Source organism: Paraburkholderia tropica, assembly GCF_014171495.1.
GTDB lineage: Bacteria > Pseudomonadota > Gammaproteobacteria > Burkholderiales > Burkholderiaceae > Paraburkholderia > Paraburkholderia tropica.
This window is the reverse complement of record NZ_CP049135.1, coordinates 1,045,878-1,059,934: the sequence shown is the minus strand read 5'-3', so window position 1 is coordinate 1,059,934 and position 14,057 is coordinate 1,045,878. Positions and strand designations below refer to the sequence as shown.

Sequence of the window (14,057 nt, the reverse complement as noted above, 5' to 3'; positions counted from 1 at the left end):
GCAGCGGTGCGGCGGGCATCAATGCGCGCCGCCGTGCAAAGGCCGTGACCATCCGGCGTCCGGTGCTTCGATATGGGTGACGGCGCGCCGCATAACAAGCAACGCAAGGTGCGGCGCAGCGCCGCTCCGGCGCGGTGCGCGAACGACGAGGCGAGACGCGGGCGGGTGCACACGCGTCGCAAAGCGGCGATTCGATCGTTGAGTGGTCATCATCTTGCGGCGCGTGTGGCGGACGATGGCGACTCGCGGAATGCGGTGCGCATCGCGTCCGGGACGCGCGCGGCGCACGCGCGTCCCGATTCGCGAACGATCGTGACACAAAGCAAAAAGCCGTGACGGCGAGGTGCGCAGTCGAAACGCGTCGTCCGTTTCGGCGCGGCGTGCGCCAATCGAACGGCGGCGCGTGCCGCCGCCCGACGGGCGCGACTCGCGCGATGGCGGCTTACGCGGGCTTTCTTGCGCTTACATCGGCCAGACGAAAGCCTCGTGCGTGTGCGCGCGCTGGCCGATGTCGACGGTGCGGCGCACGGTCTTGCCGTCGTGGCTCGCAGTCACGATGTAATGGCCGTCGGGCAGCGTGACCAGCATGAACGGACCGTTCGTGCGCGTGGCGAGCAGTTGCTGGCCGTGCGCGTCGGCGATCTTCACCGGCACGTTGGCGAGATATTCATTGCCGCCCGCCGTCTGGCGCGCGAATTCGAGCGAGAGCGGATAACGCGGCATCGCCGCCTTGAACGCCGCCGACTGATCGCTGCCGATGCCGCCGGAGAGATACGCAATCGAGCCTGCGCGTTGCGGCGAAGGTAGCGCGCCGAGATTCGCTGCGGATGTGTCCGCGCTGGCGTTGGCGCTGGCGTTGGCGTGATTCGCAAGCGCCGCCGCGTAAGCCCCTGGTGCGCCGAACGCGCCGAAGGTGAGCGCGAGCGACGCTGTCGTCGACAGCGCCATCCGTGTGAAAGTGCGTGCCTTCATGATCGACCTCCATCGATGTGAACGAGGTGAATCGAGACTAGGCCGCATGACTTAAAAGTCCCTTAAAACAGGGCCGATTTGCCATTTTTCGATCGACACGCAAGTGCAAGCCATTTGAAAAAAAAGCCGCCGGTCGCGAGGCGAACGGCGGCTTGTGCTGGTGCCTTTGTGTGGCGTCGCCGCACGTACTGTGCGGCGCGCGGTCGAGCCATGCGCTTACTGCGGAATCATGCCCGTGAGCACATACGCCTGAATCAGCGTGACGATGCCGACGATGCCCGCGAAGAAGAGGCTATGGCGCACCGTGAAGCGGAACAGCGACGCTTCCTTGCCGACGAGACCCGTGGCCGCGCAGGCGACCGCGATCGATTGCGGCGAGATCATCTTGCCGCTCACGCCGCCCGAGGTGTTGGCCGCCACGAGCAGCGTGTCCGAGACGCCGATCTGGTGCGCCGTGGTGTGCTGGAGCGAGCAGAACAGCGCGTTCGACGAGGTGTCCGAACCGGTCAGGAACACGCCGAGCCAGCCGAGGAACGGTGAGAAGAACGGGAACGCCGCGCCCGTGCCGGCCAGCGCGAGCGCCAGCGTCGACGACATGCCCGAGTAATTCGCCACGAACGCGAAGGCGAGCACGAGGCCGATCGACAGCACCGGACGGCGCAGGTCGCCGAGCGTTTCGAAGAACGCGGTCACGGCGGCGCGCGGCTTCATCTTCAGCACGATCACCGAGATGATGGCCGTGATCATGATCGCGGTGCCGACCGCCGAGAGCCAGTCGAGCTTGAACACGGCTTCGTAGGGCTTGGGCGAGGCGACGATCGGTGCGGTGCGCACCACGAGTTGATCGAGGCCCGGCACATGGAAGCTCAGCACGGTGCCCGCGAGCGCGCCCTTCGCGGCGAACAGCGCCTTGAACGGCTTCACGCTCCAGACCGTGACGATGGCGGTCAGCAGAATGAACGGCGACCAGGCACGCACGGTTTGCGCGAGCGAATACGGCGACGCCTGGCGGCTCGACGCTTTCGTGCCGTTGTTGCCATTGCCGCCGAACTGGCCGCCGCCGAAGCCGCCGAGCGTGGCCGCGCCGCCGCTCATGCGCGCATTTGCGCCGGCTGCTTGCATCGCGCGGCGCGGTTGCCACACGTTGAGGAAGGCCGCGAGCGCGACGAGGCTCACGAGCGCCGAGGTGATGTCCGGCAGTTCAGGCCCGATGTGATTCGACGTGAAGTACTGCGTGATCGCGAAGCTGCCGCCCGCGACCAGCGCGGCGGGCCACGTTTCCTTGAGGCCGCGCTTGCCGTCCATGATGAAGACGAGCCAGAACGGCACGAACAGCGACAGCAGCGGCAATTGACGACCCGCCATCGCGCCGATCAGGAACGGATCGATTCCCGTCACCTGGCCCGCGACGATGATCGGAATGCCCATCGCGCCGAACGCCACGGGCGCGGTGTTGGCGATCAGGCACAGGCCCGCCGCGTAGAGCGGCTCGAAGCCGAGCCCCACGAGCAGCGCCGAGGTGATGGCGACGGGCGCGCCGAAGCCCGCCGCGCCTTCGAGGAACGCGCCGAACGAGAAGCCGATCAGCAGCAGTTGCAGGCGTTGATCGTCGGTGATCGAGAGCACGGAGGCGCGAATCACTTCGAACTGCCCCGTCTTCACGACGATCTTGTAGAGGAACACGGCCGTCACGATGATCCACGCGATCGGCCAGATGCCGTAGGCGAAGCCGAAACCCGCCGACACCAGCGCCTGCTTCACCGGCATGCCGTATTCGAAGATCGCCACGCCGAGCGCGAGCACGAGCGTGATCGCGGCAGCGACGTGACCCTTGAGGCGCAGGCCCGCGAGCGCGACGAAGAAGAACAGGATGGGCACGGCGGCCACGAGCGCGGACAGCCACAGACTGCCGAGCGGGGTATAGATCTGATGCCAGGGTTGCACTACGGTCTCCTCCGATGATGCGGATAAAAATGGCGATGCGGATCGTCAGGCTGGTTATGCAATGTAGTTCGGATGCCTGACGAGTTTGATTCGTAGCGAGTCGAACGCTATTGCGGCTGATCGCGCTCGCTGAGCAGATCGTGCAGGCTGCGCGGCGCGGGCTTGAGCGGCGTGCGATGCTGCGTCCAGCCCATCTGCTGCGAAGGCGCGAGCGCGCGCAGGCGCGTGGCGGCCCAGCGCAGCGCGCGATACGCACGCGGATGCGCGAACGCGCCGCTCCAGAAGCGCCAGACGAATTGCTCGCTCTTGCTGTGATTCGCGCCCTGGCCGCGCAGCGGATGCGCGACCGTTTCGTCGGGCGCGCGATTCGCTTCGGTGCGCAGACGCACAAGCAGTTGCGGAATCGGAATGCGCACGGGGCAGACTTCGCCGCATGCGCCACACAGGCTCGACGCGGTGGGCAGATCGGCGGTCGCGTCGAGGCCGAGCAGATGCGGCGAAATGATCTTGCCGATCGGACCCGGATAGGTCGTGCCGTAAGCATGGCCGCCGATGCGCGTGTACACCGGGCAATGATTCATGCACGCGCCGCAGCGGATGCATTGCAGCGTGGCGCGCAACTGCTCGTCGGCGTAGGCCTGGCTGCGGCCGTTGTCGAGCAGCACGAGATGCACTTCGCGCGGACCGTCTTGCTCGCCCGCGCGGCGCGGACTGCTGATCAGATTGAAATACGTGGTGATCGGCTGGCCGGTCGCCGAGCGCGTGAGCAGGCTCGAAAGCGGCACGATGTGTTCGAGCTTCGCGACCACTTTTTCCATGCCCATGATCGCGATATGCACGTCGGGGACCGTGGTCGACAGGCGGCCGTTGCCTTCGTTTTCGACGAGCCAGAGCGTGCCGGTATCGGCGGCGGCGAAGTTCACGCCCGAGAGACCGATCTGCGCGTCGATGAACGCGCGGCGCAGCGCGCGACGGCCCGTTTGAATCAGCGCGTCGACGTCTTCGGTATAAGGCGTGTCGGGAATGTGTTCCTCGAACAGATGCGCGATGTCGCCCTTCGTCTTGTGGATCGCGGGCATGACGATATGCGAGGGCTTTTCGCCCGCGAGCTGCACGATGTACTCGCCCATGTCCGACTCGATGCAGTCGATGCCGCGCTCGCCGAGGTAATGGTTGAGCTCGATTTCCTCGCTCGCCATCGACTTGCCCTTGATGACGCGCGTCGCGGCATGACGTTGCGCGATCTCGTGGACGATGCGATTGGCGTCGTCGGCGGTTTCGGCCCAATGCACGTGCACACCGTTTTCGCGCAGCTTCGCTTCGAGCTGTTCGAGCAGATCGGGCAGACGCGCGAGCGCGTGCTGGCGCACCGCTTCGCCGAGGTCGCGCAGTTGTTCGAGTTCGTCGGCTTCGGGAAACTGCGCTGCGCGCTTGCCTTGCAGGAAATCCATCGCGCCGCGAAAGCTCTTGCGCAATTGCGGGTCGTCGAGCGCGGTGCGCGCGCGAGTGCGGAACTCGGCGGTGGGCACGAAATGCAGCGTGTTTTCAGCAGTGCCGGCCGTGCTCATCGTGCGTCTCCCTGCGGGGCGGCGTTGTTATCGGCGCTGTCGTCGGCGTTGTCGTTGGCGTTGTCGTCGATGACGATCACCCACAGCGCACGCGGTCCGTGCGCGCCGTATGCGGTGGTCTGCTGGATGTCCGAGGTCTTCGAGGGACCGGAGATCATCACGAGATTGGTGGGCATGCCGTCACGCCAGCGCTCCGCTTTGGCGGCGGCGTGCAGATCCGCGTGCAAGGTGTTGGCATACACGAGCGCGACGTGCAGCGGCGGCACCAGCGAAACCGTGCGCGGCGCGTGGGCGTCGGGCACGACGATCAGCGTGCCGGTGGCCGCGAGGCCCGAGCGCGCGACCGTGAAGCCCGCATCGATCGTGTCGAATAGTTCGGACTTCCAGGTTTCGATCGGCGCGTCGTAATGCTTCGCGGCAATCCGCGCAGGCAGCGCGGCGGCGAGTGCCGTGCCTTCGGCGCTCGACGGATCGAGCAGCAGACGCTTCACGCCCGCCTGCGCGAGACGGCCCGCGAGTTCGGCGGGCCAGGCTTGGGCGGTCGTGATCGTCACGTCGGCGTGCGCGGCTTCGAGCATGCGCTGGAATTGCGCGAGGCGCTCGGAATGCGTCAGGTTCGCGAGGGCGCGGCGAGCATCGAAATGCGCGTCGATGCGGGTATCGAGTGCGTCGATCTGCGTGGGCGCGGCGGCTGCGGTGGGCATGCTCGCACGCAGGCGTCCGAGCATGCGCGCGCGGGCGCCGGATGAGTCAGGTGTCTCGACTGCGTGGGTCATGCTGCGTCTCCGCCCGTGCGCCGCCACAGGAAGCTGGCGAGGTGTTCGACTTCGAGCGGCGCGCCTTTGCGCGCTGCCGCGTGGCCGATGTTCAGCAGACAGCCGCAATCGGCGGAAACGAGCCGGTTGCAGCCGGTCGCGCAGGCCGAGGCGATCTTGTCGGCGACCATCGCGCCCGAAATGTCGGGGTGCTTGAGCGAGAAGGTGCCGCCGAAGCCGCAGCATTCCGATTCGCGTTCGTGCTCGACGCGCGTGACGCCGGGCAGCGCATCGACGGCTTCGACGCCGTGTACGCGCGTGCCCATCTCGCGGCGCGCGCCGCACGAGGTGTGCAGCACGACGCGCTCGTCGGGCTGGGTGCGTGCGGCGTCGGCGTAAGCGCCCGCTGCGCCCAGATCGACATCGAGCACGCGCACGAGGAATTCGGTCAGTTCGTAGACGCGCGACGAGAGGTCGAGCGCGCGGGCTTCGTCAGCGGCTTCATCCGCGAACAGGGCGGGCCAGTGATGGCGCATCATGCCCGCGCACGAACCCGAGGGCACGATCACGGGCCACGGCTGCTCGAACAGGCCGAGCTGCGCGCGCGCCACCTCGCGCGCCTGGCGCGGGTTGCCGCTGCTGTACGCGGGCTGGCCGCAGCAGCTCTGGCCGCGCGGAAAGTGGACCGTGAGGCCTTCGCGTTCGAGCAGCTTGACCGCGTCGAGTCCGGCCTGCGGCACGAACAGGTCGACGAGGCAGGTGGCGAACAGGTAGACGTCGGTGGGACGCGGGCCGGTGGGGTAGAGCCGTGGCTTCATGTCTCGCTTTGGTATCGGGTGGCGCGTCGTCCGGCGCGGTGGTGCGCGGCAACGGCAGGTTTGTGGCGCATAATTGCCGCTTCGGGCGGCGCACACAAACTGGTTGGACCAGTGCACATTCGCGCGCCGCCCGGATCACACGAAACACATCTCGGGGGCGATCAATGAGGGACAGGGCGGGCGCACGCGGTCGCGTGGAAACGGTGATGAGGCGCATGGAAACGTCGCTGCTCGACGGCACGTGGGGCGCGGGCGCGAAGCTGCCGTCCGAGCGCGTGCTCGCGCAGGATTACGGCGTGGCGCGCAACACGGTGCGCGAGGCGACCCAGCGGCTCGCTGCGCGCGGACTCGTGGCGAGCCGCGCGGGCGCGGGCGTGTTTGTGACCGATCAACTGCGCACGGGCTTCGCTTCGCCGTGGGGGCAACTGGTGGCCGACCATCCGGCCTTGCGCGACGACATCCTCGAATTCCGCCGCGTGCTGGAAGGCGCGACCGCGTATTTTGCGGCGCTGCGCGCGAGCGACGACGATCTCGAGCGCATCCGCGCGCAGATGGACGCGCTGGAGCGCACCCGCGAAGCCGACGACAAGAGCGCCGAGGCCGACGCCGACGCAAAGCTGCACGAAGTCATCGCGCAGGCCTCGCACAACGCGATGTTCCTGCATCTGCACACGAGCGTGCTGGGCGTGCTGCGCGAGCACATCACGATCAACGGCACGGGGCTGCGCGAGCAGACCGCCGACGCCTCCGGGCTGTTGCTCCTGCAGCATCGCACGCTCTGCGACGCCATTCTGGCGCGGCGTCCCGAAGAGGCGCGCACGGCGATGCAGACGCATATCGACTTCGTGCGCGCGCGGGTCGGCGAGGAGAGCGGATTGTTCGAAACTGGTCCGACCAGTGGCGGTGAGCCCGGCGATCAAGCCGCTGGCAAGAAGGGCCGCCGATCCGCCGCGCCGAAGCTGGCGGGCAGGTCAAAGCGCGGGCGCGCCTGACGCCCCAGGCGGCGAAAGGCTGCTAAAGTCGGCGGACAGGGGCCGTGCGCGGCCCGCGACACCCATCACAAGGAGGCCAGGCCATGACCCCGCCCGCCGCGCGCAACGAAGCGCGTATCGAATCATTGAGCGCCGTGACCCTGACCGTGAGCGATCTCGCGCGCTCGCTGCGTTTTTACGAGCCGCTTGGCTTCGCGCACAAGCCGGGGCCGCGAATTGCGGGCTTCGCGTCGTTCGTGCTCGGCGGCGATGGCGGCGGCGAGTGCTACCTGAACCTGCTCGAAGGGCCGCATGACGCGGTGGCAGGCTGGGGTCGCGTGATCCTCTACGTCTGCGGCGTCGACGCCTTTTACCAGCAGGCCGTGGCCGCCGGTTTCTCGCCCGAATTCGCGCCGCAGGACGCGCCGTGGGGCGAGCGCTATTTTCATCTGCGCGACCCGGACGGGCACGAACTCAGTTTTGCACAACCGTTGCCGCGCACCTGAGCGCGCGCGGAGAATCGGTAAATCAGCGAATCGGCAATTCAGGCCATCGCGCGATACACATGAAATACGCGTGACACCCGCCGCGCCGATAGTGGCGTGTGGCCGTGTCCATCGGCGCTTCGCTTGCGGGGCGCATCCGGCGCGGGGTGCCATTGATCGAAAAAGGAGAGTCGCCATGAACGAACTGGACCGCGAAGCGGCCATCGAGCAGGATCTGGAAGCGGAGCGTCATCGCCGCCGCCGTCTCGACGAAGAACTCATCGACGCCTACGACGAAGAGCTCGAAATGGAAGTCGACGACCGCCTGCAGGAAAGCGGTCTGCAGATCAGCGACGAAGCGCGCGCGCTGCGCCGCGTCTATTTCCGCGAGCTGATCCGTCTGCAGGGCGAACTCGTGAAGATGCAGGACTGGATCATCAGCACGGGTCATCGCCTCGTCGTGATCTTCGAGGGCCGCGACGCGGCGGGCAAGGGCGGCGTCATCAAGCGCATCACGCAGCGTCTGAATCCGCGCATGTGCCGCGTGGCCGCGCTGCCCGCGCCGAACAACCGCGAGCGCACGCAGTGGTATTTCCAGCGTTACGTGCAGCATCTGCCGGCGGGCGGCGAAATGGTGCTGTTCGACCGGAGCTGGTACAACCGCGCGGGCGTCGAGCGCGTGATGAACTTCTGCACCGACGACGAATACGAAGAGTTCTTCCGCTCGGTGCCCGAGTTCGAGAAGATGCTCGTGCGCAGCGGCGTGCAGATCGTCAAGTACTGGTTCTCGATCACCGACGACGAGCAGGAAGTGCGCTTCCAGAGCCGGATCGACGATCCGCTCAAGCAGTGGAAGCTCTCGCCGATGGACCTCGAAAGCCGCCGCCGCTGGGAAGCGTACACGCACGTGAAGGAAGTGATGCTGCAGCGCTCGCATATTCCCGAAGCGCCGTGGTGGGTCGTGCAGGGCGTGGACAAGAAACGCGCGCGTCTGAACTGCATTCACCATCTGCTGAGTCAGGTGCCGTATCACGAGGTCGAGCATCCGCAGGTGACGCTGCCCGCGCGCGTGCATCATCCCGACTATATCCGCCAGCCGGTGCCGGAAAACATGTTCGTGCCCGACGTGTATTGAGCGCCGCGTCCGGTTCTCAGCCGGCTCGAATAGAAAAAGCCGCGCCCCGAAAGGAGCGCGGCTTTTTTGCTGCGGTGCTGCTTTTGCTGGTGGTCCTTGCCGATAGCGATACGAATGCGGCGCTCAGAACAGGTGGCGGAACACCCAGTACAGGCCGCCCGCGAGCACGATCGACGCGGGCAAGGTGAGTACCCACGCGAGCACGAGGCTGCGCACCGTGTTCCATTGCAGGCCCGAGCCGTTGGCGGCCATCGCGCCCGCCACGCCCGAGGACAGCACGTGCGTGGTCGAGACCGGCAGGCCGTACACGTCGGCGGCGCCGATGGTGGCCATCGCCACGAGTTCGGCGCTCGCGCCCTGGCCGTAGGTCAGATGCTGCTTGCCGATACGCTCGCCCACCGTCACCACGATGCGCTTCCAGCCGACCATCGTGCCGAGACCCAGCGCGATCGCCACCGCCACCTTCACCCACGTCGGGATGAACTTGGTCGCGTGATCGATCTGGCTGCGGAAGTTGTCGATCGCCCGGGCGTCGTCGGCGGCGAAGGCGGGTTGCTTCGCCTTGTCGATCAGGCGGATCGCTTCCGATATCACGTACATGTTGTTGCGCACGTTATCGACCACCGATTGCGGCACGTTGGCCATCGAGCCGTAGCCGGCCACCTGCTGGCCTACTTCCGCGGAGAGCGCGGAGAGCGCCGGAATCGTCTGCGGCGAGAGCGTGCGCGAGCTGATATAGCGCTCGACTTCGCTGCGCACGGCGGCGGCGTCGGTCGGCGTGGGCACGCCGTTCGCATACTTCCCGAAGGTGCGCGAGGCCTGTTCGGCGACCGCGACGAAGGTCTGCGATTCGCCCGTCGTCACGGCCTTGTTGAGCGCGTAAGCGGTCGGCACGGTGCCGATCAGGATCAGCATGATGAGGCCCATGCCCTTCTGGCCGTCGTTCGAACCGTGCGCGAACGAGACGCCCGTGCAGGTGAGAATCAGCAGCGCGCGGATCCAGAACGGCGGCGGTTCCTTGCCCTTCGGCTCGGCGTAGAGCGCGGGCACGCGCACGAGCGCCTTGAGCACGAGCAGCAGCAGCGCCGCGAGCAGGAAGCCGACGAGCGGCGAAAACAGCAGCGACTTGCCGACGCCCATTGCCTGGCTCCAGTCCACGCCGCTCGTGCCAGTCGAACCGTGCATCATCTGGTTCATCAGGCCCACGCCGATGATCGAGCCGATCAGCGTATGCGAACTCGACGACGGCAGACCGAAGTACCAGGTGCCCAGATTCCAGATGATCGCCGCGATCAGAAGTGCGAACACCATCGCGAAACCGGCGCTGCTGCCCACCTGCAGGATCAGCTCGACGGGCAACAGTTGCAGGATGCCGAACGCGACCGCGCCCGAGGACGTGAGCACGCCGAGGAAATTCCACGCGCCCGACCAGATCACCGCGAGGTTCGGCGAGAGCGAGTGCGTGTAGATGACGGTCGCCACGGCATTCGCGGTATCGTGGAAGCCGTTCACGAATTCGAAGCCCAGCGCGATCAGCAGCGCGATGCCGAGCAACAGCCAGGGCAACGCGGAGCTTTCGCGCACGGGAGACAGATCGTCGGCGAGATGCATGCCGACATAGACGGCGCCCGCGGCGATCACGAGCAGGAAGGCGAGCAGGCTCGCGCTGCGGCCGCGTGCGGGCGAGGCGCCAGGCTGCGGTGACAGGGAAAGGTCCGGCATGACGTGCTGGCTCCTGTGGCTGAATGGGCGATGAAAATGCGGCGAAAGTCGCGCTTCCGATCATCCGGAGCCAGCGTGTCGGATTGATGACATTTTCATGCGTAAGGCTCGCCAGGCACGCAAGAAAAGGGCGTTTTACGCGTGCTTTGCGTGTCAATCGTCGGAGGAATGGGCGCGTGGTCGAACGTGTTCAAGAGCCTGAACGCCATCCCGCCGTGGCGGAGGACGAGGCGAATCGCAGCGCTTCGCCCGAGCCGTGGCATCGCCGACCGCTGGCGCGGCGCGTGCTTTCGCCGACCCAGCGTCTGCGCCGCTGGCTGTTCGCGCAGGGCAGGCTCGCCACGCGCGCGATCGGCAATCATCCGTTTTTCGCCGGGCTCTCGGGCACGCTCGTTGCCACGGTGATGGCGACCGTCACCTATGTGGCGCTCTACGAAAGCCGCGCCGAAGAGATGCGGCACGCGGTCGAGAATTCGCAGAACATCTTGCGGCTCCTGAGCAGCGACATCGCGCGCAACGTCGAGCTATACGACCTCTCGCTGCGCGCCGTGGTTGCGAGCGCGCAGGAACGCGCGACGTGGACGCTGCCCGACGCGCTGCGCCAGCGCGTGCTGTTCGACCGCGCGACGGCGGCCTCGTATCTCGGCGGCGCTTATGTGCTCGACGCGCAAGGCCACGTGAAGGCGTCGCAGAGCGGCGAGGCCGCGCCGAATCTGTCGGTCGCCGACCGCGATTATTTCGTCGCGCAGCAGCGCGATCCGCAGCTCGGCCTGTTCATTTCGAAGCCTTATGCTTCGCGGCTGCGCAACGGCGTGCTGTCGATCGGGCTCACGCGCCGCATCAGCGCGCCCGATGGCGCGTTCGCGGGCGTTGCGCTGCTCGGCGTGCGGCTCGAGTATTTTCAGCAGTTGCTCGATCACATCGACGTGGGGCCGCGCGGCGTAGTCTTCATCATGATGGCGGATGGCACGCTGATCGCGAGCAAGCCGTTGATACCGAATGGCGTCGGCGCCAATTTCCGGCAGGGGGAAACCTTCAAGGTCGTGTCGAGCCGTCCCGCGGGCACTTTCGCGGCGCATTCGGGGACCGACGGCGTGGAGCGTCTCTACACGTGGGGCCGCGCGGGCACGACGCCGATCATCATCGGCGTGGCGCCCGCGGTCGCCGATATCCTCGCGGGCTGGCGGCGGCGCAGCATGGTCGCGCTCGTCATGACGACGGTGTTCGGCGGCGCGTGGGTGGCGGTGTCGTGGATTCTCGCCTTCGCGCTGCGCGACAAGCTGCTCGCCGAGGGCGCGTTGCTGCGTCTCGCGGTCACCGATCCGCTCACGGGACTCTCGAATCGGCGCGCGCTCGATCAGCGGCTCGTCGCCGAATGGCAGCGCGCGGTGCGCGAGCGCGCGCCGCTGGGCGTGCTGTTTCTCGACATCGACCACTTCAAGCTTTTCAACGACACCTATGGCCACGCCGCCGGCGACGAGGTGCTCGCGCTGGTGGCCGAGCGCATCGCGTCGGGCACGCGGCGCGCCGCCGATATGGTCGCGCGCTACGGCGGCGAGGAATTCGCGGTGGTGCTGCCCGGCGCGACGTTGGCGGGCGCGGAGAAGGTCGCGCAGAAGATCCGGCGGCGTATCGAGTCGGCGAATCTGGCGTTCACGGGTTCGCGCCACGGCTGCGTGACGGTGAGCGTGGGCTGCGCGAGTTGCGAGCCGCCGGTGGGCGGCAGCGGCGCGAAGCTGCTGGCCGCCGCCGACGTGCAACTCTACGAGGCGAAGAACGCCGGGCGCAACCAGGTGCGCGCGAAGGCGTGGACCGGCGCGGACGACATCATGCCGGGCCCGGCTGCGGCGACGGATATGACGAGCTGAAATTCGGGCTGAATGGCGAACTGAATGGCGGGCAGATTGGCGCGTTTGCGCGGCGAGCACTGAATGGGGCGCGCGTGATGAGTCTGCGCGAAACCGCCGCGGAGCCGCCCTCGTCGCGCGACACCCCGCACAACGCCTGCACCGAGCCGCGCGGGCGTCGTGAAGACGCCCGCGGCCAGGTGCAACCTGATTGCGACGTTTGCCCGGATCGCCGGACCTGCTCGCGTGAATCCGTTCGAATCAGCGTGCCGATTTCGAGAGGCGATGGCCGAGGCCAAGATTCGACACGATCTGCCACGTATAGACGCGCGAATAATGGACGCCGAACTGGCGGCCGATCAGTTCGCGCACGCGGCTGTTGGTCCACGCGTCGCTTGCAAAACCATGCTCTCGCGCCGAGCCGTGCAACGCATTGGCGATCCAGCCCAGCGCGGCGTGGTCGAGCACGGAAGGACGGCCGCCCACGCTCATCTGCTGGAGCGCGGCGAGCCCGCCGTCCTCCACGATGGACTTGTAGCGGCGCACCGTCTGGGCGGAGAGGTGCAGCGAATCGGCCACGGCATGCACCGTGGCGCCTTCCACGAGCATCTGTCCGGCGGCCATCCGGCGCGCGACGCTCGGCAAATTTTCGGTTCTGGTCAGCATGTGATCACTCGTCGACGAAAGATTCCGGTCATGCGGCTTGCGGATGCGCCGCTCCTTCAACCCAATTCCTGCATGCGGGTCTTGTCGTTTGCTGCGGCCTTGCGTCAACTCCTGCCCGACGCGCGGCCTCTTGCGGACGGCGAAACGTGACGCCCACTCGGGACGTCCACCTGGGACGCGTGCGGACTGCTCGGGCAGTCCGCAGCGGATATTAATAATTGTTTTTGTAGGGAATGTGTATAGCTGGCGGAAAAATAGTCTGCTTGACTTACGGATTTTCCTGGACTATCGGAAAAAATGAACGTATCCAATTCGATCAACAATACCGCGAGCCATTGCGCATTCGCGCCATCATGGACCGCCGATTCGCTCGAAGCAATGTTTGCAATCCTTTTTATCACGACCGCCCACGGGCAGATTACGAGAGCGATCCCGTAAATTTCGGCAGAATGCATTTCCGATTTCCATTGAATCGTTTTGCGAAATTCGAGGGGCCTGAATTCACGCGTTTGAATCGCTGAATGCGATTTGAATTGAATCGGACGGATCGAAAAGGCGGACCGGTTTCACGCTGCTGCGCGTCGCGGCGCGAATCCGTCGGGTCTCTTCCGCCTCGCATACTTTTACGGGCTACAGCAATGCATACTGAACTCGACGAAAAGGTGGGACGCCTGCTGCGGCGCGCAGCCAGCCGGCGCGGCCTCGTGCCGTATGGGGCTTTTCACGCGCTGTTCGCGCAGACCGTGCCGCTGCGCGAACGTTATGAGCAGCTCGAAGCGGCGGCGGCGGCGCTGTGCGAGCCGCAGGTGGCCGATTACGCGTCGCTGCTCGCGACCGATTCGGGGCTGCCGGGACCGGACTTCTTCACGCGCTTCCGGCGGCTGCACGCTGAGCGCTATTACGCGACGCTCGGCGCGGACCGCCATCGCATGCTCAAGCTCACGGAAAAGCGCCAGCTCGCGAGCGAGGAGCGCGAACGTGTCTACGACCACTATCGCAGCGCCGAGCCTTGCGTGGCGCTCGGGCAGGACGCGTGAGTGCCACGTGAAGGGCGCGCGAAGGGCGCCGCGCGGTTGAATCGTGCAGGCGTGCTGAAGCGTCGTTGATTGCAGACGTGGCGCGCGTCGCGTGGCAGGCAGCGCGCGCCGCCTGCCTGATCCGCGCGGAGCGGATC

The 14,057-nt window shown here is 66.7% G+C and carries 12 protein-coding genes; 5 read left to right on the top strand and 7 right to left on the bottom strand.

Annotated elements, in window-relative coordinates; all coding sequences use genetic code 11:
- Nucleotides 1–462 precede the first annotated feature (462 nt).
- The 5 genes from G5S35_RS19545 to G5S35_RS19525 form a co-directional block, all read right to left on the bottom strand.
- Complete coding sequence (locus G5S35_RS19545) at nucleotides 463–972, bottom strand: carboxypeptidase regulatory-like domain-containing protein (protein WP_176087201.1); 510 nt, start codon at nucleotides 970–972, stop codon at nucleotides 463–465.
- Between the two features lie 216 nt (nucleotides 973–1,188).
- The gene (locus G5S35_RS19540; protein WP_065063367.1) at nucleotides 1,189–2,916 is read right to left on the bottom strand and encodes a lactate permease LctP family transporter; all 1,728 of its coding nucleotides are present in this window, start codon (nucleotides 2,914–2,916) and stop codon (nucleotides 1,189–1,191) included.
- A 107-nt stretch (nucleotides 2,917–3,023) separates the two neighbouring features.
- The gene (locus G5S35_RS19535; RefSeq protein WP_110329667.1) at nucleotides 3,024–4,484 is read right to left on the bottom strand and encodes a LutB/LldF family L-lactate oxidation iron-sulfur protein; all 1,461 of its coding nucleotides are present in this window, start codon (nucleotides 4,482–4,484) and stop codon (nucleotides 3,024–3,026) included.
- The gene (locus G5S35_RS19530) at nucleotides 4,481–5,260 is read right to left on the bottom strand and encodes a LutC/YkgG family protein (protein ID WP_183038873.1); all 780 of its coding nucleotides are present in this window, start codon (nucleotides 5,258–5,260) and stop codon (nucleotides 4,481–4,483) included. Before G5S35_RS19530 ends, G5S35_RS19535 begins: the two co-directional genes overlap by 4 nt.
- On the bottom strand, nucleotides 5,257–6,057 hold the full coding sequence (locus G5S35_RS19525; RefSeq protein WP_110329665.1) for a (Fe-S)-binding protein: 801 nt from the start codon (nucleotides 6,055–6,057) through the stop codon (nucleotides 5,257–5,259). The genes G5S35_RS19530 and G5S35_RS19525 overlap by 4 nt, the downstream gene beginning before the upstream one ends.
- 206 nt (nucleotides 6,058–6,263) lie before the next feature.
- Between G5S35_RS19525 and G5S35_RS19520 the strand changes: the two genes are divergently transcribed.
- The 3 genes from G5S35_RS19520 (at nucleotide 6,264) to ppk2 (ending at nucleotide 8,648) form a co-directional block, all read left to right on the top strand.
- Nucleotides 6,264–7,049 carry a FadR/GntR family transcriptional regulator gene (locus G5S35_RS19520; protein WP_183038872.1) on the top strand — a complete coding sequence of 262 codons (786 nt, stop codon included), beginning with the start codon at nucleotides 6,264–6,266 and terminating at the stop codon, nucleotides 7,047–7,049.
- Between the two features lie 83 nt (nucleotides 7,050–7,132).
- Nucleotides 7,133–7,534 (top strand): VOC family protein, encoded by a 402-nt coding sequence (locus G5S35_RS19515; RefSeq protein WP_065063359.1) that lies wholly within the window; start codon nucleotides 7,133–7,135, stop codon nucleotides 7,532–7,534.
- 175 nt (nucleotides 7,535–7,709) lie between these two features.
- Entirely contained in the window at nucleotides 7,710–8,648 is a 939-nt protein-coding gene (ppk2, locus tag G5S35_RS19510) for a polyphosphate kinase 2 (RefSeq protein ID WP_065063357.1), read from the top strand.
- A gap of 123 nt (nucleotides 8,649–8,771) precedes the next feature.
- On the opposite strand, the gene G5S35_RS19505 is transcribed toward ppk2, so the two are convergent.
- Nucleotides 8,772–10,370, bottom strand: a complete 1,599-nt coding sequence (locus tag G5S35_RS19505; protein WP_074987515.1) for an inorganic phosphate transporter — start codon at nucleotides 10,368–10,370, stop codon at nucleotides 8,772–8,774.
- Between the two features lie 176 nt (nucleotides 10,371–10,546).
- On the opposite strand from G5S35_RS19505, the gene G5S35_RS19500 reads away from it, so the two are divergent.
- A complete protein-coding gene (locus G5S35_RS19500) occupies nucleotides 10,547–12,238 on the top strand; it encodes a GGDEF domain-containing protein (RefSeq protein WP_237181380.1) in 1,692 nt (563 codons plus the stop codon).
- Between the two features lie 240 nt (nucleotides 12,239–12,478).
- On the opposite strand, the gene G5S35_RS19495 is transcribed toward G5S35_RS19500, so the two are convergent.
- Nucleotides 12,479–12,883: a helix-turn-helix domain-containing protein gene (locus G5S35_RS19495; RefSeq protein ID WP_065063351.1), complete on the bottom strand. Its 405-nt coding sequence runs from the start codon at nucleotides 12,881–12,883 to the stop codon at nucleotides 12,479–12,481.
- 638 nt (nucleotides 12,884–13,521) lie between these two features.
- On the opposite strand from G5S35_RS19495, the gene G5S35_RS19490 reads away from it, so the two are divergent.
- Entirely contained in the window at nucleotides 13,522–13,920 is a 399-nt protein-coding gene (locus tag G5S35_RS19490; protein WP_065063350.1) for a hypothetical protein, read from the top strand.
- Nucleotides 13,921–14,057: the final 137 nt, after the last annotated feature.

Excerpts from the sequence above, each read along its gene's own strand:
- G5S35_RS19545 (WP_176087201.1), bottom strand. The coding sequence starts at position 972 with ATGAAGGCACGCACTTTCACACGGATGGCGCTGTCGACGACAGCGTCG.
- G5S35_RS19535 (WP_110329667.1), bottom strand. The coding sequence starts at position 4,484 with ATGAGCACGGCCGGCACTGCTGAAAACACGCTGCATTTCGTGCCCACC.
- G5S35_RS19530 (WP_183038873.1), bottom strand. The coding sequence starts at position 5,260 with ATGACCCACGCAGTCGAGACACCTGACTCATCCGGCGCCCGCGCGCGC.
- G5S35_RS19525 (WP_110329665.1), bottom strand. The coding sequence starts at position 6,057 with ATGAAGCCACGGCTCTACCCCACCGGCCCGCGTCCCACCGACGTCTAC.
- G5S35_RS19520 (WP_183038872.1), top strand. The coding sequence starts at position 6,264 with ATGAGGCGCATGGAAACGTCGCTGCTCGACGGCACGTGGGGCGCGGGC.
- G5S35_RS19515 (WP_065063359.1), top strand. The coding sequence starts at position 7,133 with ATGACCCCGCCCGCCGCGCGCAACGAAGCGCGTATCGAATCATTGAGC.
- ppk2 (WP_065063357.1), top strand. The coding sequence starts at position 7,710 with ATGAACGAACTGGACCGCGAAGCGGCCATCGAGCAGGATCTGGAAGCG.
- G5S35_RS19505 (WP_074987515.1), bottom strand. The coding sequence starts at position 10,370 with ATGCCGGACCTTTCCCTGTCACCGCAGCCTGGCGCCTCGCCCGCACGC.
- G5S35_RS19495 (WP_065063351.1), bottom strand. The coding sequence starts at position 12,883 with ATGCTGACCAGAACCGAAAATTTGCCGAGCGTCGCGCGCCGGATGGCC.
- G5S35_RS19490 (WP_065063350.1), top strand. The coding sequence starts at position 13,522 with ATGCATACTGAACTCGACGAAAAGGTGGGACGCCTGCTGCGGCGCGCA.